We start from the raw sequence: 24,243 nt of genomic DNA, 5'->3' as shown, positions 1-24,243 counted from the left end.
CCCGATCACGGTCCATCATGAACACACCCTTCATTCAGCTCGACCAGGTCAGCAAGTCGTTCGGCGGCGTGAAATCGCTGATCGACGTCACGCTTGGTTTTCACGCGGGCGAGGCGGTCGCGCTGGCCGGCGAGAACGGCAGCGGCAAGTCGACGCTGATCAAGATCCTGTCCGGCGTGCATGCGCCGACATCCGGGCGGATCGTCATCGACGGCGCGGAACGATCGGTGTTGCGCCCGATCGATGCGGTGCGGGCCGGCGTCCAGGTCATCTTCCAGGACTTCTCGCTGTTTCCCAATCTGAGCGTCGAGGAGAACATCGCTTTCGGGCGCACGCTCGCCGGCGGTGAGCGGCGCTTCCGGCCGCGTGCGGTTGCCGAGATCGCTCGCCAGGTACTCGACCGGCTGCAGGTCGACCTGTCGTCGAAGGCGCGTGTCGAGGATCTCCCGGTGGTCGGCAAGCAGTTGACGGCTATCGCACGAGCACTCGCGAGCGACGCGCGCCTGATCGTCATGGACGAGCCCAGTACCGCGCTGACGGATCACGAAGTACGGATCCTGCTCGACATCGTCGCGCGCCTCAAGGCCAGCGGCGTGGCGGTGCTGTTCGTGAGTCACAAGCTCCAGGAGCTTTTTTCCGTCTGCGATCGCGTCGTCGTGCTGCGCAACGGTGAAAAAGTGTCCGAAGGCACGACGAGCGAATACACGGCCGAGTCGCTGACGCGGCACATGACGGGCCGCAGCGTTCCGGAGAGTCGGCCGGCCGGTACGGCGGACCGGCTCGGCAAGGTTGCGCTCGACGTCGTCTCGGCCGGGCGCGGCACCGACTTCGACGACGTCACGCTGTGCGTGCGCGAGGGCGAGGTGGTCGGGGTCGCTGGCAGGCTGGGAGGCGGCCGCACCGAACTGGCGGAGGCGCTGTTCGGGCTCGGGCCGCTCTCGCGTGGCACGGTCCGCATTCGCGGTACGGAGGTGAAGATCGATTCTCCGCAGACGGCGATCCGTCAGGGCGTTGCGTACGTGCCGGAAGACCGGTTGTCCGAAGGTTTGTTCTTCGGCCGGTCGGTGGCGGCCAACGTGGAAGCCGGCCTGCTGGGCCGCTTCGCGAGCCATTTCGGCTATGTCCGCAAGCGCGCAATGTCGGCGGCGGTGAATGAGTGGCTGCGCCGGCTGCGCGTCAAGGCCGTGCCGGAGCAGGGCATCGGCACGTTGTCGGGCGGTAACCAGCAGCGGGTGGTGCTGGCCCGCTGGCTCGCGCAGGCGCCTTCGATTCTGATCCTGAACGGCCCGAGCGTCGGCGTCGACGTCGGATCGAAGGCCGACATTCACGACGCGATCCGGAGTTTTGCCGCATCCGGCCTCGCGACACTGCTGATCTCCGACGACCTGTCCGAACTTGTGACCTGCTGTGACCGCGTGCTCGTGATGAAGCGAGGCGCGCTGACCGCGGAAGTTGCGTCGGCCGACCTGAGCGAGGCGGCGCTGTCCGCGCTGCTCGCGGAGTAGAACAAACATGAAAGCGCTACTTGACCAAGAAAGCCTGCCGGCGACGGTTCTGCTTGCCGCATTTTGCGTGCTGACGGCCATCGTCAATCCCGAGTTCCTGTCGGTGGGCACGCTTTTCGATCTCGCACGTTCGGCGATCGTGCCGGGCATCATGGCACTCGGCGTGTTGCTCGTGATGGTGTCGGGCGGCATCGACGTATCGTTTACTGCGATCGCGGCGTTCGCGATGTATGGCGCGGTGCGAATCGTCGTTGCATTCGGGTTGGGCGACCATCTCGCGTGGGTGTTCGTATTCGGCGCGCTCATCGGCGCGGCACTGGGCGGCATCAACGCATTTTTCATCGGCACGCTGCGCCTGCCCACGCTCATCGTGACGCTCGGCACGCTCAGCCTCTTTCACGGGGTACTGCTCACGGTGCTCGGCACCGCCGAGATCACGAGCTTGCCGAATGCGCTTGCGCGGTTCGGCACCGGCAACCTGGTGAGTATCAGCGCATCGGACGGCACGCTCTACCAGCTGTCGACGGCATTCATCGTCCTGGTCGTGGTCGCTGTCGCCGTCGCGTTCTTGTTGAACCGGCTGGTTGTCGGGCGCTGCATTTATGCACTGGGCGGGTCGCAGGTTTCGGCGGAGCGGATCGGCATTTCCGTCGCGGCGATGCAATACCTCGTGTATTGCCTCGTCGGCGGGCTGTCCGGCATCGCGGGCGTCGTGCAGGCGGCCACGACGCGGACCGCGAATCCGTTCGACCTGGTGGGGCAGGAGCTGTTCGTGATCGCGGCCGTGGTGCTGGGCGGCGTGCGCATCACGGGCGGACGCGGCTCCGTGGCGGGCACGCTGATCGGCGTGTCGTTCGTTGCGCTGATGAGCAACAACCTGATTCTGTGGGGCGTGCCGTCCACGTGGCAAAACATCGTGCTCGGCGTGCTGATTCTGTTCTGCGTGGGTATCTCTGCGCTGCGTGGCCGAATGGCCGGCCTTTCGACCTGAACCCTTCCGATCATGATCGATTCCGTTCCGAACCAGGCGCCAATGTCTGCCGCCACGGCGACCAAGACGCATCTCGGCCGCCTGGGCCGCTCCAGTGTGGCGCGCCTCATCCTGCTCGACCTGCTGCTGTTCGCCGGCATGAGCGTTGCCATGCCGCATCTGTTCCTGACGAGTACCAATCTGCAGTCGATGGCGGTGCAACTTCCCGCTTACGGACTGTTTGCGCTGGCGATGACGTTGCCGATGATCACCGGCGGCATCGACTTGTCGATCATCTCGTTGTCGAACCTCGTGTCGATTGTCGCGGCGTTGACGCTGCGCAAGCTGTTTGCCGTGAACGACGTGATGACACTACACAGCATCGCTGTCGTGCTGGCAGTCTGCACCGGTGCGTTGGCACTGGCGGCAGTCGGCGGGCTGATCAACGGCTTCTTCATCGGCCGGGTCGGCATGCCGCCGATACTGGCGACGCTGGGTTCGGGCCTCGTGTTTCTCGGCATCGCGCTCGTGATCACCGACGGCGCGGCGGTCGTGGGACTGCCCGCGGCGTTCGACTGGATCGGCAGTGGCAGGCCGATGGGTGTTCCTGTATCCGCCTGGCTGTTCGTGGTGGTTGCCGTCGTGATCGGGCTGGCCCTGACGAAGACTGCCTTCGGCGCGAGGGTCTATCTGTTCGGCACCAATCCGCTGGCGGCGCGCTTTGCCGGCATCGACACATGCAACGTGCTGTACAAGACCTACGCGACGAGCGCGGTCTGCGCGGCACTGGCCGGCCTCGTCATCGCCGCCGGCGCGAATTCCGCGAAAGCGGACTATGGCGGCGCCTACCTGCTGCAGTCGATCCTGGTCTGCGTGCTGGGGGGCGTGAGTCCGTTCGGCGGTGTCGGGCGGATTACCGGTGTCGTACTCGCGGTATTCGCACTGCAATGCCTGTCCACGGGGCTTAACCTGATGGGCGCCAGCAACTTCCTCGCGGAAGCCGTTTGGGGAATCGTGCTGCTTGCCACGATGGCGCTCGGGCGGGCGCTCGACCCCGAGAAACGCTGAACGCTATCCGCGATTCGACAAGAGGACTTCAATGACAACACCGGTACTGATCGCCGTGGATGTCGGGACGGGCAGTGCCCGGGCCGGCGTGTTTGATGCGCACGGCACGATGCATGCGCACGAGAGTCACCCGATCGAGCAATGGCAGTACGACCAGGACTACTTCGAGCAATCGTCCGACGACATCTGGCGTGCAGTGTGCAACGCGGTCCGCCGGGCGATCGATGCAAGCGGGTCGGGCGTGCGCCCGGTCGGCATCGGATTTACCGCAACCTGTTCGCTCGTAGCGGTCACGCGGACCGGCGAACCCGTGACGGTGAGCCGCAGCGGCAATCGAGGACGCAACGTCATGCTGTGGATGGATCATCGCGCACGGGAGGAAACCGAACGCATCAACGCGATCGATTCACGGGTACTGTCCTTCGTCGGTGGCCGGATCTCGGAGGAGATGCAGTTGCCGAAGCTGATGTGGTTGAAGCATCACCTGCCGGATAGCTGGCGGGCAGCCGACTACTTCTTCGATCTGCCGGATTTCCTGACCTGGCGCGCCTCGGGAAGCGCGACGCGCTCGGTATGCTCGGTCACCTGCAAGTGGACCTATCTTGCGCACGATGGCGGATGGGATCGCGCCTTTCTTCGCGATGCGGGGTTGGACGTCCTGCTCGAGGACGATGCGGCGCGCATCGGCGGGCGCGTCGCGAACCTCGGCGAAACCGTCGGCCGCCTGACGGCCGACGCCGCAGCAGAGCTCGGATTGCCGCAAGGATTACCGGTTGCTGCGTCGATCATCGACGCGCATGCGGGCGGACTGGGCATCCTCGGCGCAACCGCCGAAGGCGGCGAGCAGGCACCGGTCGATTTCGCGAAGCGGATGGCGCTCATTGCCGGGACCTCGAACTGTCATATGGCGGTAAGCCGCGATCCGCATTTCGTCGGGGGTGTCTGGGGGCCTTACTTTTCCGCGATGGTGCCGGGGTACTGGCTCAACGAAGGCGGTCAATCGGCTGCGGGCGCGCTGATCGATCATTTGCTCGACGCATCGAGCGTCGGCGTGAACCTGTACCGGGAAGCGCGCGGCTGCGGAAAATCCGTGTACGAGCTCCTGAACGAGATGCTGTTCGCGATGGCGGCCGACGCCGGCTGCGAGATCCGCGAGCTGACCGCCGGCCTGCATGTCTGCCCGGATTTTCATGGTAACCGTTCGCCGCTTGCGGACCCGGACATCCGCGGAATGATCAGCGGTTTGCCGCTGTCGAACGAGCCGCGCGACGTGGCGCTGCTGTATCTCGCCGCCATCCAGGCCATCGCGTACGGTACGCGTCACATCGTCGACGCGTTCAATCGCGACGGCTATGCGATCGATACGCTGCTCGCGTGTGGCGGCGGGACGAAGAATCCGCTCATGCTGACTGAACTGGCGGACGCGACGGGATTGCCGGTGATGCTGGGTGATGCAAGCGAATCGGTGTTGCTGGGCGCGGCGATGCTGGCGTCGGTGGGCGCAGGCATGTATGCGGATTTGCATGCGGCGATGTCCGCGATGTCCCGCATCAGGCGCGTCGTCGAGCCGGCCGGTGCGCGTGCAGGGGCTTATCACGACCGGAAATTCTGCGTGTCCGAACGCCTGTATGACGACCAGCGCGCATACCGGGCCATGATGACGGAGCGCTAGACGCGTTGGCGCGGCGATCGGGCTTCGTGGCATCATCGTGCCATGTGCGGCTTCCGCTTTCCCGTTCGAGCTTCATGGCAACCAAGAAAACCACGATCTACGATATCGCGTCCGAAGCGGGCATCTCGCCGTCGACGGTCGCGGCAGTGTTGAACGGAACCTGGCAGCGCAGGCGTATCGGCGAGGACACTGCTCGGCGGATCCAGGCGATCGCCGAGCAGCGCGGTTATGCGATCAACCTGCAGGCGCGCGGCCTCAGGCATTCCCGGTCCGGCATGATCGGTATGATCGTCCCGATGCTGGACAACCGTTTCTTCAGCTCGCTCGCGCAGGCGTTCGAAGAGAAGGCGCGTGCGCAGGGCCTGTGCCCGATCGTCGTGAGCACGCTGCGCGACATCGAGCGCGAGCAGCAGACCGTTCGCACGCTGATTTCCCATAACCTGGAGGCGTTGCTGCTCGCCGGTGCGACGGATCCCGATGCGTTGTCCGAACTTTGCACGCAGGCCGGCGTGCCGCACGTCAACATCGACTTGCCGGGCACGCGCGCACCGTCGGTCGTCAGCGACAACTTCGGCGGCGCGCTCGACGTGACGCGCATGATGATCGACCGCGCGCTCGCTCGGGGCACGGCCGAGGCGCCCGTGTTCTGTTTCATCGGCGGCGTGCCGACCGATCACAACACGCAGCGGCGTATCGACGGCTTCTGCGAGGGATTGCGCGAGCGGAACCTCCCGATCGTGCCCGACCTGATTCGTCCGAGCGGCTACGATGCGGCCATCGCCGAAGCGGAAATCGGGCGAATTGCCGCCGACCTGGGACACTTGCCGCATGGTCTGTTCGTCAACTCGACCATCGCGTTCGAGGGCGTCGTGCGCTATCTGAGGACGCTGCCGTCGAAAGCGATACAGGATACGACGATCGGTTGCTTCGACTGGGACCCCTATATCGAGCTGCTTCACTTCCCGGTCATCATGGCGCGGCAGAATGTGCACGGCCTGATCGAGCAGGGCTACCGGCTGCTTGCATCGGGCAAGGCCGGGGTCACACCCGATGTCGTGGTACCGACCGATATCGTGCTGCCGGGAACGCGGCGGCCCATGGGGCGCCGGTAATGCGCAGACTGGCGCTGCCAACCTGGCAAAGCCGAAACGATGCCCAGGAACCACGCGCCCCATATTGACGTTCTTTCTTGGTGCTAGTGTCGAAGTGCTTCAAAACTGCTAATCGTGCCCATCGATTACGCTAATGTAATAGTGCCCTCCGGCCGCATCCAATAAGGCACGGCGGTGGTCTCGGACACTTCTCGAGGTATTGTGTTTCCGCAACGCCTGCATGCTCGGATGGAACCTTGTCACTACAGCGCGAGCGTCCGCTCAAACACGGATTTCGCTTAACGCGTGACCGTGACTGGGGGAACTGACACGGGTCTTCGCAGCGCTGCGCACGGTGACCGCTTTAGTGCGGAGCACCAACCCCAAGACGCTTCGTGGATTTCCATTCTTCTGTCGCGCGTCGGCCAGAGACGTGACCTCTTCGCTTCGCGAACGGTGACCACTTTATTTTAATGGGATGGACGCCCCCACCCGAGACGGCATCGATGTGCCAAAGTAGTTGGTGTCGTAACACCACGTGATCGGAGGAGGCATCATCATGAACGTTACTACAGTCGGACTGGACCTAGCCAAAAACGTGTTGCAAGTACACGGCGTGAATGATCACGGCAAAGCCGTTCTGAAAAAGCAACTAAGGCGCGATCATGTCAGCGAATTTTTTGCCAATCTTCCGCCTTGTCTTATTGGCATGGAAGCGTGTGGTAGCGCGCACTATTGGGCGCGCAAGCTGCAAGGCTTTGGGCACAGTGTTCGGTTAATAGCCCCGCAATTTGTTAAGCCTTACGTGAAAACCAACAAGAATGACGCGGCCGACGCTGAGGCAATTTGCGAAGCGGTCGCAAGACCTAACATGCGTTTCGTTGCGGTCAAGAACGTCGAGCAACAGGCGGTTTTGGCGCTGCATCGGGTCCGACAAGGGTTTGTTAAGGCACGCACTGCGCAAGCCAATCAACTCCGCGGACTGCTTGCCGAGTTCGGGATCATTGTCCCCCAAGGGATCGCCAATATTGCGAACCGGGTACCGGAGCTGATTGAGGATGCCAGCAATGAGCTTCCGGGCTCATTCCGGCTGCTTGTGCAGCGATTACTGGAACACCTTAAGGGTCTTGATCGCCAGGTCGACGAGATCGAGGCACAGATCGTAGCCTGGCATCGCAGCAACGAGGACAGTCTCAGGCTGGCGAAGGTGCCCGGCATTGGTCCGATCACCGCCAGTGCAATGGTAGCCAGTGTTGGCGATGCGAAGAATTTCAATAACGGTCGGCAAATGGCCGCTTGGCTCGGAATCGTGCCTCGACAACATTCGAGCGGGGGAAAGAATGTGCTGCTGGGTATCAGTAAACGAGGTGACGTCTATCTACGCACGCTGTTGATTCACGGAGCGCGCTCGGTTATCTGCGCGGCCCAGCGCAAGAAAAGCTCGGTTGACAGCTGGCTCGGCAATCTGATGAGGCGACGCAACGCCAATGTCGCTGCCGTCGCGCTGGCAAACAAGAACGCGCGCATTATCTGGGCACTTCTAACGCATGATCGTGAGTTCCGTCCCGACTATACGGTCGCTGATACGGCTGTGTAGTCGGGACAGCACGCAAGCAACGCAACAACGTTAGAGGAGCATCAAACCACCGATTGCTCAGGCGATCAGAAAGTGATGGCGAGACAGGTGAGACCGTGGTCAAGGAAATCTGTGTAGACCAACGTGCCGTTGAGTACGCTATTTTGCTGAGACCTTGACCAGCATATCCCATCAGGGACAGCCGGCTTGTGCCGGAATAAAAGTCCGGATGCATGGCGGCAATCCTAACCTTCAAACCGTCGCAAATGAAAGCTTGGCAAACCGGGGGCGTCCATGCATGGTCTACGAACGGGGAGTCCGGATGGACACCCAAAGGGTGCTTCAGGCAGGCCTGGCGTTCGCCGCGACCAGAATCACGATGACGGCTGGCCGGCGGCAATCCTCCGACGTATAGTGTCAGGGATGCGGCTTGAGCATGGGCGACTGCCGGTCGCTTCGACCCGGGCGTGAGCCGCGGATAACCACCCTCGAACGAAGCTTCGCAACAAGTGGAGTCAACCATGGGTTTGCAGCTGATCGCGCCACGCGACAAATATTTGCTGAAGGTAGGCGTCGTGAATCACGAGGCCGTCCTCGGGCACTTGCGGCAGGTCCTGAACGTCTTTGCCGCGAAGCCGGAATACAGCATGTTCTATATCGGCATCACCAACGCGCTGGACGTCCGGTTGAGCCAGCACCAGCGGTTCAAGCCCCAGTTCAGACTGATGTGCCCGATTTACGAGGAGGCCGGCAACCTGGTCCAGAACGCCTTCGACCTACTGGAGCATAAGGCTATTACCGAATTCCGGCCGGGCATCTTGCATCCCCTGGCCGGCCAACCTGGCCAGCCGAGCGGACCGCAGTTGCGGTGCTGCAATGGCCCCGGCGGGGCACAACCGAAGAACACGCTGTATATCCTGGTCGGCTGAGGCGCGGGGGCGGGCACGGCGAACCACCCTGATAGGGTGGGGCGGTGGCCGCGGATCGCGTACACCGGACACTGGCGTGGGCGTCCGGCCTGGAGACCGTTTCATAGCGACTTTTGATTCCGCTGCAAGGTGTTCCAGCGGATCAGGCAGCAACCACGTTTGAGGAAGGCTTCGTGGATGTCGGCATGTCGCTCGAAACGGATACGGAGGCGCAGGAAGTGATGCAGCCAGGCATGCGTGCGCTCGACCACACAGCGAACTTTTCCGAGACCGCCGTGTTGATTTTCACCGAGTCCTAACCCGCCTGGTTAATTCGATATGCATATCAACAAACGGCCGTTAGACGGAGTGCTCATCGTCTATTCCGCCACGTGCGAAGACGCCCTCTGCCTCGTTGACGAAGGGTAGACACCAACCCATTGTTTCGCCGGAATAATTATTGGGAGGCGCAAGGCAAACCCTTGCCAGGCCTAAGGGTGTCTATCCGGAAAAACGCATGGAGATCAAACGCACCCCTGATCGGCTTCCCGACCGCCTCCCTGGGCAGCCTGACGCCATCGGCCGGTGCCGAAGTCGGTCAGCGACAGCACGACGCGAAGCGCCGGACGGAGCACGGTAGCGGGCTCGACTGATGGATCAGCTTCGGGCATGTCGACTGGATTTTTAAAATAATCTCCCAATATATTTCAATTGCAGTCTCATTCGGGGTGACGGGGTATCCCCGTCAAGTTTGACAGGTGATACTTTCTTGAGTTTATCCTACGCTTAACCGTCCTTTATGGGTGCCGTCGGAATGCGCAACATAATGGGGCGGGATTTACATTTATGCCATTAAATGGGGCGGTCAACCTGACGACCCCGGTTTACGCCGAAGGCCCGGCTCGATTTGCTGGATATTGCTCGGCGCCCGCTAAATAGCATCGAGAGTTTGAAGTGCCGACGAAGCTGAAAGGCTTGCGCGGTGCTCCGTTGTGTACAGAGGCGCCGAGAGGCCCGATCAGTAAGGCTTTGAACTGGAATTCAACGAGGCAGCGTCGCTCGCGAAGGACTGACATTTTCGGCCGATTTAAATAAAATTGTAAGCATTACTTAAGAGCATTGAAATAAAAATGCCTTTTTTGAATGGTAAGGAAAAGCTGGGTGCAGATCTAATGGCTTCTGTCGCGCGATATTTTCCGAATTCCGGGCGTTCCCACTAAAGATGGTGGCTCTTGTTTGCTTCGATTTCCTGGTTAATTGAGCGTTGAGTTTATCTAAACCATTATTGTTTTAAATTTTTCAACAATAAAGATTGTAAGTTTATTCTGGAGATGCCGTGAGCACGATACAGACCTCGCAGTGCATGACTCGTGAAATGACAGATGAACGCACCTTGCAGGAAGGGAATTCGGCCGGACATGACGCCATTGCGCTCGATGAATCGGTGGTCGAGCATGAGCAATTGATCGCGAAGGCGGCAGAAGTCGCCAGCGTGCTCGCGGAAGAATCGCGCGCTGCCGATACCGGGCGCCGCCTGACCGAGCGTGCCGTCGCCGCGCTGACCGAGGCGGGGCTGATGCGGCTCTTCACGCCGCGCCGGCTCGGCGGCTACGAAGCGGGTCCCGCCACGCTGTTCGACGTCTGCTACGAGCTGGGGCGCGGTTGCTGCTCGGCGTCGTGGGTCACGAGCGTGCTCAACATGGGCAACTACATGATCGCCCACTTCCCCGAGAGTACGCAGGACGACGTGTGGGGCGGCAACCGCGACACGCGCACCGCGCTCATCATTGCGCCTTCGCGTGCCCAGGTCGAACGCGTCGACGGCGGTGTCGTGGTGACGGGAGAGTGGGCTTATGCATCGGGCAGCCTGCATGCCGAATGGATCGGCGCGCTGATCCCGAAAGGCGTCGATGCCGACGACGAGACGATCAACCTGGTCCTCATGCCGATGAGCGAGCTCGAAGTCCGCGACTCCTGGCATATCACGGGCATGCGCGGCACCGGCAGCAACACGGTCGTGGCGAACCGGCTGTTCATTCCGCGCCATCGCGTGACGCCTTACGCGCCGATCGTGCAGGGCCGGTCGCGCCTGCCGTCGGAACGGCACCGTTTATATAGCGGCGCGTTCTCGGGCTTGCTGTCGATCGGTCTGCTCGGACCGCAGCTCGGGGCGATCGTCACCGCGCTGGAACTCGTGCGCGATCAGGCCCACGAGCGCCGTGTCGCGTCGTCCACGTTCAAGAGCCAGGCTGTTTCGCCGGCGTTCCAGACCGATCTCGCCGAAGCTTCGATGATGATCGACGGCGCGCAGCTGCACGCCCGCCGCATCGTCGAAACGGTCGAACACCATGCACTGGCCGGCGTCCTGCCCGACGAAGTGACGCGTTCGCGCTTTCGGATGGAATCGACGCGCGTCACGCGCCTGTGCCGCGAGGCCATCGATCGCCTCATGACGGCCTACGGCAGCGCCGCCTTCATGGAATCCAATCCGCTGCAGTTGATCTGGCGCGATCTGAACGTGGCGAGCCGGCACGCGGGTTTCGGGATGGGCATTCCGCAACTCGTCTACGGCCGCGCGCTCGTCGGCCTCGATCCGCGCGAAATCAGCTACCTCGTGTAATCCCAAGCGGCCTCCCGGTTCCCTGCGAGGCGGCCCTCTTTGACTTCAGGAGCTTGCATGTCAGACGTCGAATCCCTCGAAAACCAGTCGGAAAATCACGCGCACGTCGCGGCCCGGCAGCACAACCGCAAGATCGTCGAGCAGTACATGCACACGCGTGGCGAAGCGAGGCTCAAGCGCCACCTGCTGTTCACGGAAGATGGCGTCGGCGGTCTGTGGACGACCGACAGCGGCCAGCCGATCGCGATTCGTGGCCGCGAGAAGCTCGGCGAGCACGCCGTGTGGTCGCTGCAATGCTTCCCCGACTGGGTCTGGACCGACATCCAGATCTTCGAGACGCAAGACCCGAACTGGTTCTGGGTCGAGTGCCGCGGCGAAGGCGCGATTATTTTCCCCGGCTACCCCCAAGGCCATTACCGCAATCACTTCCTTCACTCGTTCCGCTTCGAAAACGGACTGATCAAGGAGCAGCGCGAATTCATGAACCCTTGCGAGCAATTCCGCTCGTTGGGTATCGAGGTTCCCGAAGTGCGCCGGGATGGCCTGCCGAGCTAACGCATACCCAATGGAGGAGACGAATGGCTGGTATCCCGTCGATTCAACCGTACGCGCTGCCCGATTCGAGCAGCCTGCCCGAGAATGTCGTGTCATGGCGTGTCGACCCGTCGCGCGCGTTGCTGCTCATTCATGACATGCAGAACTATTTCCTTTCGCCGTTGCCGCCGACGCTGCGCGAGACGTTGACGACCAATGTCGCGTCGCTGCGCAAACGGTGCAAGCAGGCCGGTATTCCCGTCGCGTATACGGCCCATCCCGGGCGCATGACCGAGACGGAACGCGGTTTGATGCGCGATTTTTGGGGGCCGGGCATGGAGACGACGCCGGCCGATCGGGACGTCGCCGAGGCCGTCGGCCCGTCCCCGGACGACTGGATGCTCACGAAGTGGCGCTATAGCGCATTTTTCCGCACCGACCTGCGCGAGCGCATGCGGGAGAGTGGTCGCGATCAGCTGATGCTGTGCGGCGTCTACGCGCACATCGGCGTCATGATGTCGGCCGTCGATGCGTTTACGAACGACATTCAACCGTTCTTCGTCGCCGATGGCGTGGCGGACTTTTCCGAAGACCATCATCACCAGGCCCTGGAATACGTGGCCCAGCGCTGCGGCAAGGTGGTGAGCACCGAGGAGGCGCTGGCATGAATGCCGCTCCGAACCGCAACCTTTTCGATCGCGTCCTCGCTGGACAAGCGCCGAGCTTCGCGTTGATCGCGCGTTCGACGGGTAGCGCCGGGGAGCGCGCGACGATCGACGTCTTCGCCGGCGCGGTTTCCTATCCATCCTCCCTGGCCGAGCTTCCGTTGGCCGCGCCGGCGGCGGCAGGCGCGGACCGTCAGGAGCTGCTGGTGCTCGTGCCATACCGGCAGCTGCACGAGCGCGGCTTCACAACACACGACGACGGCGCTCCGCTCGTCGCCATCACCTGCGACGAGCACGAAACGGTGTCCGCGCAGCTTGCGCTCGCGGCCATTCCCGATGCCGATACCGCGCTCGGCGAGCGTCACTTCGATATCGACGACGAGGCCTACGCCGAGATCGTCGAGCGCGTCATCACCGACGAGATCGGCACCGGCGCGGGCTCGAACTTCGTCATCAAGCGCACGCTCGAGGGCGATCTCGACGACTATTCGCCCGCCAAGGCGCTGGCGGTCTTCAAGCGTCTGATGCGCCGGGAAGTCGGCGCGTACTGGATCTTCGTGATTCACACCGGGGAGCGCACGTTTGTCGGCGCCACGCCGGAGCGCCACCTGACGCTGCATGAAGGCTGCGCGACGATGAACCCGATCAGCGGGACTTATCGATATCCGCAAAGCGGGCCGACGATCGACGGGATCAACGCCTTTCTCGGCGATCGCAAGGAATCCGACGAGTTGTACATGGTGCTCGACGAAGAGCTCAAGATGATGGCGCGCATCTGCCCGGCCGGCGGGCAGGTCACGGGGCCGCACTTGCGCGAGATGGCGCGGCTCGCCCACACCGAATATTTCATCGTCGGGCACACGGAGGCCGATGTCCGCGACTTGCTGCGCGAAACGATGTTTGCGCCGACGGTCACCGGCAGCCCGATCGAAAGCGCGACCCGCGTGATCGCGCGGCACGAGCGGGCCGGCCGCGGCTACTACAGCGGCATTGCAGCGCTGATCGGCCGCGATGCGCGCGGCGGGCGCACGCTCGACTCCGCCATCCTGATCCGCACCGCGGAGATCGACCGTGCCGGCCACGTTCGCATCGGCGTCGGCTCGACGCTCGTCCGGCATTCGGACGCGGTATCGGAAGTCATGGAAACGCATGCGAAGGTGGCCGCGCTATCGAACGCATTCGATCCGCCGGAAGCCGGCCCGGCGCTCGGACAGCATCCATCGGTGCAGGCGGCGCTGCGCGAGCGCAACGAAGGCATCGCGGACTTCTGGTTTCGGCCGTATGGCGGGCGACAAGGCGAGATGGCCGATGAGTTGGCCGAGTTGAGCGGCTGCCGCGCGCTCATCATCGACGCCGAAGATCACTTCACGGCGATGATCGCCCAGCAACTGTCGTCGCTCGGCCTCGCCACCGAAGTGTGCGGCGTTCACGACGCGGTGGACCTTGCGCGTTACGACATCGTCGTCATGGGGCCGGGCCCGGGGGACCCGAGCGACGCCGGCGATCCGCGCATCGCCCGCCTCTACGCGTGGCTGCGGCATCTCATCGACGAGGGCAAGCCGTTCATGGCCGTCTGCCTGAGCCATCAGATCCTGAACGCCATCCTCGGCATTCCGCTCGTGCGGCGCGAGGTGCCCAATCAGGGCATCCAGGTCGAGATCGATCTGTTCGGCCAGCGTGAACGCGTGGGCTTTTACAACACGTATGTCGCACGGACCGTCCGGGACGAAATGGACATCGACGGCGTCGGTGCGCTGGCCATCAGCCGCGATCCGCGCACGGGCGAAGTGCATGCCTTGCGCGGTCCAACGTTCAGCTCGATGCAATTCCACGCCGAATCGGTCTTGACCGTCGACGGGCCGCGCATTCTCGGCGAAGCCATCACACACGCGATACGCCGTGAAAAACGCATGACAGCGTTGACGGCCTGACGACTCTTCACGCCTTTTATAGAACCCTACAGGACACGCGTTTCATGATTGTCGACATCGTTTGGTGGAACCTCGACGGTTCCGGGCAGAGTATCGAATCGCTGAAGGCGCGCGTGGACGACAGCACCCTCGCGCGCTGGTCGAACGTGCCGGGCTTGCGCGAGAAGCATTGGATCGCCGACGCAGACAAGAATCGCTGGGGCGCGATCATGCTCTGGGACGGCGAGCGTCCGCCCGCGCATCTGCTGCCGCCGAACGACGCGCAGGCGCTGATCGGCTTGCCGGTTGCCGAGCGGCTGCGCTTCTCGGTGGAGGCCAGCGCCGCGAGCGGTGAGATCGCGGCGCGCATGCACGCGCTCGAACCGGCAGCATCGCACGCGAATACACACGCGGCGGCGCCGATCCATGCGTCGCATCCGATCGACTACATCGTCGTCGACGCCTTCACGCGCACGCCGCTCGAAGGCAACCCGGTTGCCGTCTTCCTGGTCGACGTTCCGCTGCCGGCGGAGCGCATGCAGCGGATCGCCCGCGAAATGAATCTGTCGGAAGTGGTGTTCGTGATGCCGCCGAAGCAGGGCGGCGACGTGCACGTGCGCATCTTTACGCCGGTCAACGAGCTGCCGTTCGCGGGCCATCCGTTGCTGGGCACGGCCGTGGCACTCAGGCACGTCAAGGCGCAGGACCGCTTCGTGTTCGAGACGGGCATGGGGCTCGTGCCGTTCGATGTGCGATCCGATGCGCCCGGCGAGGCTTACGTCACCATGCAGCAGCCGATCCCGACGTGGACGCGCTTTGATCGGGCCGAGCGTCTGCTCGAAGCGCTCGGCGTCGAGGCGTCCGTGTTGCCCGTGGAAGCCTATCGAAACGGCCCGCGCCACGTGTTCGTCACGTTGCCCGACGCCTCCGCGCTTTCCGACGTGCATCCGGACCATCGCGCGTTGGCCGAGTTCGAGGATATGTCGGCCATGTGCCTGGCCCCGGCGGGCGACCACTGGCGCTGCCGGATGTTCTCGCCGGCCTACGGCGTCGTGGAGGATGCGGCGACGGGCTCCGCCGCCGGTCCCATCGCCATTCACCTGGCCCGCCACGGACTGATTTCGTGGGGCGAGCCGCTGCACCTTCTCCAAGGCGTCGAGATTAAGCGCCCCTCGCACATGCATGCGCTGGTGCACGGCTCGGAGCACGGCATCGAGGCGGTCCAGGTCAGCGGTCACGGGGTCGTCGTCGCGCGCGGTCGCCTGGGCGTCTAGCGTCGCGCCCGTCTTTTTGCCATCACGAAAACATTGCCATGAACACCAGTCGATTCGAAAGCCTCACGGGACGCGTCGACGTCCTGTTCCCCGAATATGACGACCCGCCGTCCGAGCCGATCGCGCTGCTCAAGCGCTGGCTCGCGGCGGCCGATGACGCGCACGTCCGCGAGCCCAAGGCACTCGCGCTCGCGACCGCCACGTCCGATGGACGCATGTCTTCGCGCATCATCGCGTTCTCCTCGATCGACGACCGCGGCGTGATCTTCTGCACGCATTCGACGAGCCGAAAAGGCCGCGAACTCACGGAGACGGGCTGGGCCTCGGGCTTGCTGTACTGGCGCGAAACCGGGCAGCAGATCATGATTTCCGGCCAGGCGGTTCCGCTCGAGGAAAGCGAGAACGACAAGCTCTGGTTCGGACGCTCGGTGCCGATGCATGCGATGTCGAGCGCCTCGCACCAGAGCGACGAGCTCGTCGACCGCGAAGCGCTGCTCGCGCACGCCACCGAGCTGCTCGCGCTCGGCGTCGCGTTGCCGCGGCCGCCGCGCTTCGTCGGCTATCGGCTCGAGCCTCACGAGATGGAATTCTGGGCCGCCAGCTCCGACCGGCTTCACCGGCGCCTCAGGTACGAACGCGATGGCGACGATTGGAAAACCACGCAACTCCAACCTTGATTCTCTTGCGGATAAGGAACCTGTCTGTGTCTACTTTCGATATTCCGGTTGGCGTCGGCCAAACCGCACTGTTCATTGCCTGGCAACGTCATGCCGAAAGCCAGCGCCCGGATGCGTTGTTTCACGATCCGTTCGCCGCGGCGCTGATCGAGCACCTGGCCGGCACGCCGACGCATGAGCACGTCAGCGAAGTCGCGCGGCGCGCGAACTTTCCGCAATATTTCGTCGTCCGAACACGCTACTTCGACGATGCCATTGTCGCGAACCTGAGCCGCGGAATACAGCAGGTCGTCACGCTGGCCGCCGGCATGGACGGCCGCGTGGCGCGCCTGGCGTGTCCGTCCGGCACGCGCTGGTTCGAGCTCGATCTCGACGACATCATCGCCTTCAAGCGCGAGCTCATGAAGCAGTCCGGGTTGCCGCTGCAGTGCGATTGGCGGCCGCTCGTCGCCGATCTGACCTCGGATTGGGCGAGCCCGTTGCGCGCGGCCGGCTTCGATCCCGCCAAGCCCACGATCTGGCTCATCGAAGGGCTGCTGATGTATCTGAGCGACACGGACTGCGATGCGCTGATCCGTCAGGTGGCCGACCTGTCGGCACCGGGCAGCGCGCTCATGCTCGAGCATCTCGCTGCGCGCATGATGAGCGACGAGGGCAAGGAAGCCCGTGCGCGCGTCGAATCGCAGGGCGCTCGTTGGCTCTCGTCCCGCGACGATGTGCGCGACTGGCTCGGCCGATACGGCTGGACAGCGACCGTGCATGCCTCGGACGACCCGGCGATAGCCTACGGCCGCAGCGTCGCGCGCATCCCGGCCGGCTGGTTCGCCTCATCGACGCGCGCGGCGCCCGGCGGGAGCGAATCATGAATCCGTCGATTCCCATGCGGCGCGACGTGCGCCTGAAGGCGAAGCTCAAGGGCCTGCCGACACCGGACGATTTCGAAATCGTCACCGCCGTCGCGCCGGCGGCCGGCCCGGGCGACGTGCTGGTGCGCAATCGCTATTTCCTGGTCTCGGCTTCGTTGCGCGCGATGATCAGCGAAGGCGCGGAAGATGTGCCCGGTGTGCCGTTCCCGTGTTTGTCGGCGGGTGACGCGCTGATGGGCGAAGCGCTCGGCGAGGTGGTGAACGCGCCCGCCGGCAGCGGGTTTTCGTCCGGCGACATCGTCACGCACTTCCACGGGTGGCGGGACTACGCGGTGGTGCCCACGTGGGGCTGTCAGCGCGTCGGCGAGGCGCTGCCGGAGCCCGCCGGCTATCTCGGCTACCTGGGGCACGGCTGGACCGCCTACGCGGCGCTGACGCGCGGCGTGCCGATCCGTCCGGGCGACACGGTGTTCGTCACGAGCGCGGCCGGCGCGATCGGCGCGATGGCCGGACAGATCGCGCGTCGGCTGGGAGCGGGGCGCGTGATCGGCAGCACGAGTTCGCGCGACAAGGCACGACGCCTGGTTTCCGAGCTTGGATATGACGCCGCCGTCATGCGTGGCGACAGCACGCCGTTCGCAGAGCAGTTGCTCGAAGCGGCGCAGGGCGGCATCGACGTCCTGATCGATTCGGTCGGCGGCGAACAATTGCAGGCGGCCGTCACGGCCGCCCGCGAAGGGGCGCGCTTCCTGATCCTCGGCGCGCTGTCGGGCCAGCTTGCCGCGACGGGAACGGGTCGGACCGCGCCCGCCGAAATCGATACCGTTCAATTTCTCCTCAAGCGGATCACGATGCGGGGCTACAGCGCCGACGACAATCCGGAGGCGAAGGGCGAATGGTTCGAGCGCTTCGCGCAGTGGCTGCGCGCCGGCGAGATCGTGTTCCCGCATACGGTGATCGACGGCCTCGATAACGCGCCGAGCGCGTTGTGCGACACGTCCAGCGGACGTTATCTGGGCACGGTGCTCGTCAAGCTGTAGCGGTACGGAGCGTGGGCGTCGCTTGCATGCCGGGCGACGACACCCGTTCGATCGTCAGCATTTCATCATGGGAGTGGAACTGTGGAATGCAATCTCTCTTCGGCGCGTGTGGCCGAGAATTGGACGCCGGCTTCCTGGAAGACGAAGCCGGCGTTGCAACAACCGGCTTATCGCGATGCGGCGGCGCTCGATCGCGCCCTGACACAGCTGCAAGCACTGCCGCCGCTCGTCGCCGCATGGGAAGTGCTGACGCTCAAACGCAAGCTCGCAGACGCTGCGGCGGGACGATGCTTCTTGCTGCAGGGCGGCGACTGCGCGGAAAGCTTCGCCGATTGCACGGCGCCGATCATCGCCAATCGGCTCAAGGTGCTGATGCAGATGAGCCTGGTGCTCGTGCATGGCTTGATGCTGCCGGTGGTGCGGGTCGGCCGCTTTGCCGGCCAGTACGCCAAGCCGCGCTCGGCGGATACCGAAACGCGCGACGGCGTGACGCTGCCTTGCTACCGAGGCGACATCGTCAACGCCAGCGCCTTTACGAAAGACGCGCGCGAGCCCGACCCGCAGCGCCTGCTCGAGGCACATTCCAGATCGGCGCTGACGATGAATTTCGTGCGCGCGCTGAGCGATGCCGGTTTTGCCGATCTGCACCACCCCGAACATTGGGATCTGGCCTGGGCCTCGCATTCGCCGCTTTATGGCGAGTATCGCAAGATGACGCACTCGATCGGCGAATCGCTGCGCTTCATGGAGGCGCTCGCGGGCGAGCCGTCCGGCAGCGATGCGAGAGTCGATTTCTACACGTCGCACGAGGTCCTGCTGTTGAACTACGAAGAGGCGATGGCGCGGCAAGTGCATCGGCATTGGGGCTGGTTCAACCTGTCGACGCATTTTCCGTGGATCGGCATGCGCACCGCGCAGCTGGACGGCGCGCATGTCGAATATTGCTCCGGTATCCGCAATCCGATCGGCCTGAAAATCGGGCCCGGGTTGAGCACCGACCAGTTGCTGCGCACGATCGACGCGCTGAACCCCACGAACGAGGCCGGCCGCTTGACGCTCATCACGCGCATGGGCGCGGCGAAGATCGAGGCGGAGTTGCCGAAGCATCTGCATGCCGTCAAGACCGAGGGCCGGCGTGTCTTGTGGTGCTGCGATCCGATGCACGGCAACGGCGAAACGACCCCGGGCGGCGTGAAGACACGGCGCTTCGAGAACATCCACGCCGAGCTCGAGGCTGCCTTCGACATTCATGCCGCCTGCGGCACGCATCTGGGCGGCGTGCATCTGGAGCTGACCGGGGAAGACGTGACCGAATGCCTGGGCGGCGCGCGCAATCTGACGGAGACCGATCTGGCCCGCGCTTACAAGTCGACCGTCGATCCGAGGTTGAACTACGAGCAGTCGCTGGAGATCGCGATGCTGATTGTGCGCAAGCTGGGTACGACGCCGGTTGCCGAAATCGGCGCCGAGCGGCACGCGGCGTATGCATAGCGGGGCGACCCGCAACAATTCGGTCGGGTGAGGGCAAGCGCCGCTACATTCAGGCCGCGAAGTGCTCGAGCGCGAGATCGACGTGACGGTCGACGATCGTGATCTCGGGCACCGCGATCCGCAGCGACCCGATCGGCAGAAGGCCGACGACAGCGTGCGCAAGCGGCTTGCCGAATACAGTCCGCCGGCAGCGATGCATGCGCGTTGTCGCTCGACTGAATTGTTTCGGAAATAGATTTTAATTGACGAATAGTAAAGCTAATTAACGGTTATCTGATGCATGTCGATTAAATTGACATTACAATATGTAATGTTATATCTTGGTTTATCAAAAACAACCAAGAGAAAATGAAGTGACCATTAACGAGGTGCGTCAAAATAACCGCCGTTGGTCGGCCATCGTCGCGTTTTCGGTATTCGTGGGGCTGGCCGGCGCCGCGTCGGCCAATACCGAGCCGTCTCAGACGACGCAACAAAAACAGGCGCGCATGCCTCGCGTACCGCAGAATCTGCCGGTGTCGCCCGAACAGGCCCAGTACAACCTGCCGCTCAGCCAGCAGGATCGCGCGGCGCTGACCAAGCCGTCGCAGTTGAAGCAGCCTGCCACGCGCAACAAGCGCAGCCCGTCGGGCGCCGATTGCCGCGACATGTCGGTGATGACCCGGTATCGCGGCGCGGCGCTCGCCGATTACATCGCGAATCTTCCCGATTACGAATGCCACTACGGCCTGTTCTCGGTCGACAAAGCGCAGGCCGCGCAGATTTTCAATGCCGAAAACGTGCACGCCGTCGCGAGTCGTTTCGTGCAGGAAATCTATAAATACGACGCGAGCAATTTTATCCTGGTCAACCTGCTGATCTATCTGCGCTCCGCTTATTACCAATATGATGTATCGGGCATTGCCAACCCGATTCCGGATCTCGCGGTGTCGCTGCGCCCGTATATCAGGCAAAGCCTGGAGGGCGATGCGCTCTATCGCGACAATTCGCGTGCGCCGAGCACCGCGAACGAGCTGATGAAGCTCATCACGAACATGCGGGACGAAGCGTACTACCTGCCGACGCTGAAGAACCGTATCGCGTCCTACACCGTGAGCGCGGCGAATCCGCAGGCGGCGGCGCCGCTGCTGCAGAACAGTGCGGCGGGTGCCTTCACCGGTTTGCTCACGGTGTTCTTCTACGCGCACCAGCGCAGCGGCGCGCAGCCGATGCTCGACAGCGACGCGACGCTCCCGGAGACGCTCAACCGCTTCGTCACCGCGAACCGTGCGAGCCTGTCGAACACGCGCGCCGCCTATCAGCTGGCCGACGCGGCGCGCGAGACGTTTCGCTTCCTTCGCTATCCGACGCAGAAGCCGCGCGTGAAGAAAATGATCCAGGACATGCTCGCGTCGACGAGCATGACGGGCGCGGACAGCGATCTCTGGCTCGCGGCGGCGGAAGCGGTCGACTACGGCGATTCGGGCAACTGCGCGGATTACGGAACCTGCGACTACAAGAAGCGGCTGGCCGACGCGGTGCTCTCGAATCGCTACGCTTGCAACGCGGGCGTGCGCATTCTCGCGCAGGACATGACGATGCCGCAGCTGCAGTCGGTCTGCACGGCGGTCGCACGGCAGGACGACTACTTCCACCGGATGATGAAGACCGGGCGCAAGCCGGTCGCGGGCGATCGCAACGACACGATCGAGCTCGTCATTTTCGATGACTACGCGAACTACCGAAAATACGCGTCGGTGATCTACGGCATCAGCACCGACAACGGCGGCATGTATCTCGAGGGCGATCCGTCCGCGCCCGGCAACCAGGCGCGCTTCATCGCGCACGAGGCATCGTGGCTGCGGCCCGAGTTCAAGGTGTGGAACCTCGAGCACGAGTTCACGCACTATCTCGACGGCCGCTACGACATGGCGGGCGACTTCTCGGTGAGCACCGCAAAGCCGACCGTGTGGTGGATCGAAGGCGTCGCCGAGTATCTGTCGAGAAAGAACGACAACCAGGAGTCGATCGACGCGGTGCGCACGGGCGCGTACCGGTTCTCGGACGTGCTCGGCACGCGTTACTCGTCGAGTGACTACGTCACGCGCGCGTACCGGTGGGGCTACATGGCGACGCGCTTCATGTTCGAGCGCCATCGCGCGGACGTCGACACGATCGTGTCGCGCTTCCGGGTGGGCGATTACGACGGCTACGCAAACTATCTCGCGTACATCGGCAATCGCTACGACACCGAGTTCGCCGACTGGGCGCGCAACGCGACGACGGCGGGCGAGCCGCCGGTGCCGGCGCAGCGCTGAGCGGCACGATCATCGCCTTGTTGCCGACCGCACGCAAATCCGCCTGCCGAACCATCCGTAACGATCTGCCGGATAGTTTGACGTTTTATTCAATACGGAAATTGAAGTCGAACCAAAGCCGGTTGAAATAAAAAACGATTCGGATGTTTGATGTGAATTAAAAAACTATCAATGCGGGAAGTTTATTTTTCCGATTTTTGAAGATAAGGTTCAGGTCGGTGAAAGTAATTTGTCAGAAATGGCGGCGATTGATCATCGCCTGCCGCGATTGAATTCGACCTCTGCTTTTACCGATCAGCGCGCGAGGCGACGCGTCGACAGGAATCCCGATCCAGGATCTTGCGGCGGGCTCGATATGCGCACATCCATTCCGACATCAATGCCATGAGGGCTCATGAATCAGATCATCCGCAGATACGTTGCTTCCGTGATGCCGCGCGCGTTGGCTGGCGTGGCGCTACTGGCCGCAGCAGCCGGCGCTCACGCGCATGGCCGCTTGACCGAGCCGCCTTCGCGCATCGTGCTGTGCACGCAAGGCCAGAACCCGAACTGCCAGATCGACGCATGGCACGCGAACGCGATGGAGAACGGCAAGTTCTTCCCCGCGACGCAAAGCGGCCTGTCGGATCCGTTCGCGCCGGCCGACGCGAAGAATGCCGCGCCGCCGCTGGACGGCGAAATCGCCGGCGCCAGCACGAACGGCCCGCTGCCCGTGCTGAACGAGCAGTCGCCGGGCCGCTGGCAGAAGATCCCGTTACGTCCGGGCGCGTTGCAGAATTTCAAATGGGAATTCAGCGCCGTGCACAAGACGCGTCGCTGGAACTACTTCATTACGCGCGCCGACTGGAATCCGTCGGAAAAGCTGACGCGCGCGCAGTTCGAGCCCACGCCGTTCTGCACGATCCAGAATCCCGGCCAGCCATACTGGGATCCGAACGCGAACCTGGTGCCGCAGCAGCCGACGATTCATCAATGCCGGCTGCCGATGCGTAGCGGTTACCACGTGATCCTCGCGGTCTGGGAAGTGGCGGATACGGCGATGGCGTTCTATCAGGTCGTCGACGCAACGTTCACCAATGGCGATACGACACGCAGCCCATTCTGATACTGCTGCGACATGACGCGCCCGGCGGAGCCCGGGCCGTCATGGATTGAATGCAAGCGAGGGCAGTACGAACGACGTTACCGCAATACCGTCGATCGTCATCACCGGCGAACGGATGCGGCGCGCGGCCAGCGCGATGACGTTCACGCCGAAGAACCGCAGTGCACCCCCCTCCATCCATCGACAGGCACCCCTACAGGTGTTGCTGACCACCGGCGAGCAGGCAACCAGCATGAGCCTGGCGTGCACCCGGGCCACCCGTTACCGGAACGGTAACCATGACCTCATGGCGGGGCGGCTTTCAATACGATGACGCACGATCGCATCGCCTGAATTTCGCTGATTTGAACAATGAGCCGCATGGCTGCGAGATATCTGTTTGAATTGCCGAATGGCGAAAATTTCAATCTGGAAATGCAATCGATTGAATGTTTCGGATTCCGATATTGTCGAAGGTAATCGATTCCGGGGTTGATGCCGGATGATTATGTAGTATAACCAGTAGCAGACCAGTTGAAGTGCGGGTGCCGGATGGGATCGTCGCGATACCGCGGCATTGCGTTGTTGAGGGCCTCTGGTCTTGCGCGGACGTGAGGTATGACCTGCTTCATCGGTATTGACCGAAGTCGTCGCGTTTCACGTCGTTGATATAAAAACAGAATCAATATCGGAATTTGTCTTCAGGTGACAATTTGTAAGGTCGAATTTTTTTGAATTCGACATGGGCGGAGCTTTGTCCATCGAAAGGGGGGAACCATGGACTAATGACGGAAAGGCAGGGTTCGAGAAATGAAACTGACCGTATGTCACATGCGGCTTCGCTTTCATTTGCGTTGCTTTCCATGCCTGGCGTAGCGATGCACATCCCGTGCAGCCAGTTTTGACGATATTGCGAGCGGCGCCGCAGGCAGTTACACGGCTGTGAAGGTATGACCTGGTCACCGGGTAGGGACGTCCCGGGGGGATTTGATTAC

Annotated in this window: 20 protein-coding genes and 1 pseudogene; 18 read left to right on the top strand and 3 right to left on the bottom strand. The window is 63.0% G+C overall.

Annotation, left to right across the window (positions count from 1 at the left end; all coding sequences use genetic code 11):
* Window positions 1–17 precede the first annotated feature (17 nt).
* The 7 genes from AC5LXK_RS36790 to AC5LXK_RS36760 all read left to right on the top strand — a co-directional run bounded on the left by AC5LXK_RS36790 (window position 18) and on the right by AC5LXK_RS36760 (window position 8,811).
* Window positions 18–1,505, top strand: coding sequence for a sugar ABC transporter ATP-binding protein (locus AC5LXK_RS36790; protein WP_493394538.1), 1,488 nt, complete (start codon window positions 18–20; stop codon window positions 1,503–1,505).
* Window positions 1,506–1,512: 7 nt separating this feature from the next.
* Window positions 1,513–2,496: an ABC transporter permease gene (locus AC5LXK_RS36785; RefSeq protein WP_493394537.1), complete on the top strand. Its 984-nt coding sequence runs from the start codon at window positions 1,513–1,515 to the stop codon at window positions 2,494–2,496.
* A gap of 12 nt (window positions 2,497–2,508) precedes the next feature.
* Window positions 2,509–3,543, top strand: coding sequence for an ABC transporter permease (locus AC5LXK_RS36780; protein WP_493394536.1), 1,035 nt, complete (start codon window positions 2,509–2,511; stop codon window positions 3,541–3,543).
* A 31-nt stretch (window positions 3,544–3,574) separates the two neighbouring features.
* A complete protein-coding gene (locus AC5LXK_RS36775) occupies window positions 3,575–5,215 on the top strand; it encodes an FGGY-family carbohydrate kinase (protein WP_493394535.1) in 1,641 nt (546 codons plus the stop codon).
* Between the two features lie 74 nt (window positions 5,216–5,289).
* A complete protein-coding gene (locus AC5LXK_RS36770; protein ID WP_493394534.1) occupies window positions 5,290–6,327 on the top strand; it encodes a substrate-binding domain-containing protein in 1,038 nt (345 codons plus the stop codon).
* 538 nt (window positions 6,328–6,865) lie between these two features.
* The gene (locus tag AC5LXK_RS36765) at window positions 6,866–7,903 is read left to right on the top strand and encodes an IS110 family RNA-guided transposase (protein WP_493394533.1); all 1,038 of its coding nucleotides are present in this window, start codon (window positions 6,866–6,868) and stop codon (window positions 7,901–7,903) included.
* Window positions 7,904–8,403: 500 nt separating this feature from the next.
* Window positions 8,404–8,811, top strand: a complete 408-nt coding sequence (locus AC5LXK_RS36760; protein WP_493387540.1) for a GIY-YIG nuclease family protein — start codon at window positions 8,404–8,406, stop codon at window positions 8,809–8,811.
* 101 nt (window positions 8,812–8,912) lie between these two features.
* Here AC5LXK_RS36760 and AC5LXK_RS36755 read toward each other — a convergent pair.
* Window positions 8,913–9,092: pseudogene (locus AC5LXK_RS36755) on the bottom strand (IS5/IS1182 family transposase); the annotation flags it as partial.
* Between the two features lie 1,073 nt (window positions 9,093–10,165).
* Between AC5LXK_RS36755 and AC5LXK_RS36750 the strand changes: the two are divergent.
* The 9 genes from AC5LXK_RS36750 (at window position 10,166) to AC5LXK_RS36710 (ending at window position 19,867) form a co-directional block, all read left to right on the top strand.
* Window positions 10,166–11,410, top strand: coding sequence for an acyl-CoA dehydrogenase family protein (locus AC5LXK_RS36750; protein ID WP_493394532.1), 1,245 nt, complete (start codon window positions 10,166–10,168; stop codon window positions 11,408–11,410).
* A gap of 57 nt (window positions 11,411–11,467) precedes the next feature.
* Window positions 11,468–11,965, top strand: a complete 498-nt coding sequence (locus tag AC5LXK_RS36745) for a PhzA/PhzB family protein (protein ID WP_493394531.1) — start codon at window positions 11,468–11,470, stop codon at window positions 11,963–11,965.
* 23 nt (window positions 11,966–11,988) lie between these two features.
* Entirely contained in the window at window positions 11,989–12,612 is a 624-nt protein-coding gene (locus AC5LXK_RS36740) for an isochorismatase family protein (RefSeq protein ID WP_493394530.1), read from the top strand.
* Complete coding sequence (locus AC5LXK_RS36735) at window positions 12,609–14,540, top strand: anthranilate synthase family protein (protein WP_493394529.1); 1,932 nt, start codon at window positions 12,609–12,611, stop codon at window positions 14,538–14,540. The genes AC5LXK_RS36740 and AC5LXK_RS36735 overlap by 4 nt, the downstream gene beginning before the upstream one ends.
* Window positions 14,541–14,584: 44 nt before the next feature.
* Entirely contained in the window at window positions 14,585–15,793 is a 1,209-nt protein-coding gene (locus tag AC5LXK_RS36730) for a PhzF family phenazine biosynthesis protein (RefSeq protein ID WP_493394528.1), read from the top strand.
* A gap of 38 nt (window positions 15,794–15,831) precedes the next feature.
* Window positions 15,832–16,470 (top strand): phenazine biosynthesis FMN-dependent oxidase PhzG, encoded by a 639-nt coding sequence (phzG, locus tag AC5LXK_RS36725; RefSeq protein WP_493394527.1) that lies wholly within the window; start codon window positions 15,832–15,834, stop codon window positions 16,468–16,470.
* Entirely contained in the window at window positions 16,443–17,336 is an 894-nt protein-coding gene (locus AC5LXK_RS36720) for an SAM-dependent methyltransferase (protein WP_493394526.1), read from the top strand. The genes phzG and AC5LXK_RS36720 overlap by 28 nt, the downstream gene beginning before the upstream one ends.
* Window positions 17,333–18,376 carry an MDR family NADP-dependent oxidoreductase gene (locus tag AC5LXK_RS36715; protein WP_493394525.1) on the top strand — a complete coding sequence of 348 codons (1,044 nt, stop codon included), beginning with the start codon at window positions 17,333–17,335 and terminating at the stop codon, window positions 18,374–18,376. The genes AC5LXK_RS36720 and AC5LXK_RS36715 overlap by 4 nt, the downstream gene beginning before the upstream one ends.
* Before the next feature lie 81 nt (window positions 18,377–18,457).
* Window positions 18,458–19,867, top strand: a complete 1,410-nt coding sequence (locus tag AC5LXK_RS36710) for a class II 3-deoxy-7-phosphoheptulonate synthase (protein WP_493394524.1) — start codon at window positions 18,458–18,460, stop codon at window positions 19,865–19,867.
* Window positions 19,868–19,916: 49 nt separating this feature from the next.
* On the opposite strand, the gene AC5LXK_RS36705 is transcribed toward AC5LXK_RS36710, so the two are convergent.
* On the bottom strand, window positions 19,917–20,066 hold the full coding sequence (locus AC5LXK_RS36705; protein WP_493394523.1) for a hypothetical protein: 150 nt from the start codon (window positions 20,064–20,066) through the stop codon (window positions 19,917–19,919).
* A 169-nt stretch (window positions 20,067–20,235) separates the two neighbouring features.
* On the opposite strand from AC5LXK_RS36705, the gene AC5LXK_RS36700 reads away from it, so the two are divergent.
* Together AC5LXK_RS36700 and AC5LXK_RS36695 are read left to right on the top strand one after the other, a co-directional pair.
* Window positions 20,236–22,164, top strand: coding sequence for a collagenase (locus AC5LXK_RS36700; protein WP_493395115.1), 1,929 nt, complete (start codon window positions 20,236–20,238; stop codon window positions 22,162–22,164).
* A gap of 430 nt (window positions 22,165–22,594) precedes the next feature.
* Window positions 22,595–23,269 (top strand): lytic polysaccharide monooxygenase, encoded by a 675-nt coding sequence (locus tag AC5LXK_RS36695; protein ID WP_493395114.1) that lies wholly within the window; start codon window positions 22,595–22,597, stop codon window positions 23,267–23,269.
* 39 nt (window positions 23,270–23,308) lie between these two features.
* Here the strand turns inward: AC5LXK_RS36695 and AC5LXK_RS36690 are convergent, their stop codons facing one another.
* Window positions 23,309–23,503: a hypothetical protein gene (locus AC5LXK_RS36690; RefSeq protein ID WP_493394522.1), complete on the bottom strand. Its 195-nt coding sequence runs from the start codon at window positions 23,501–23,503 to the stop codon at window positions 23,309–23,311.
* Window positions 23,504–24,243: the final 740 nt, after the last annotated feature.

It is taken from the genome of Burkholderia pulmonis (assembly GCF_984667975.1).
This window is presented reverse-complemented; position numbering and strand designations above follow the sequence as displayed.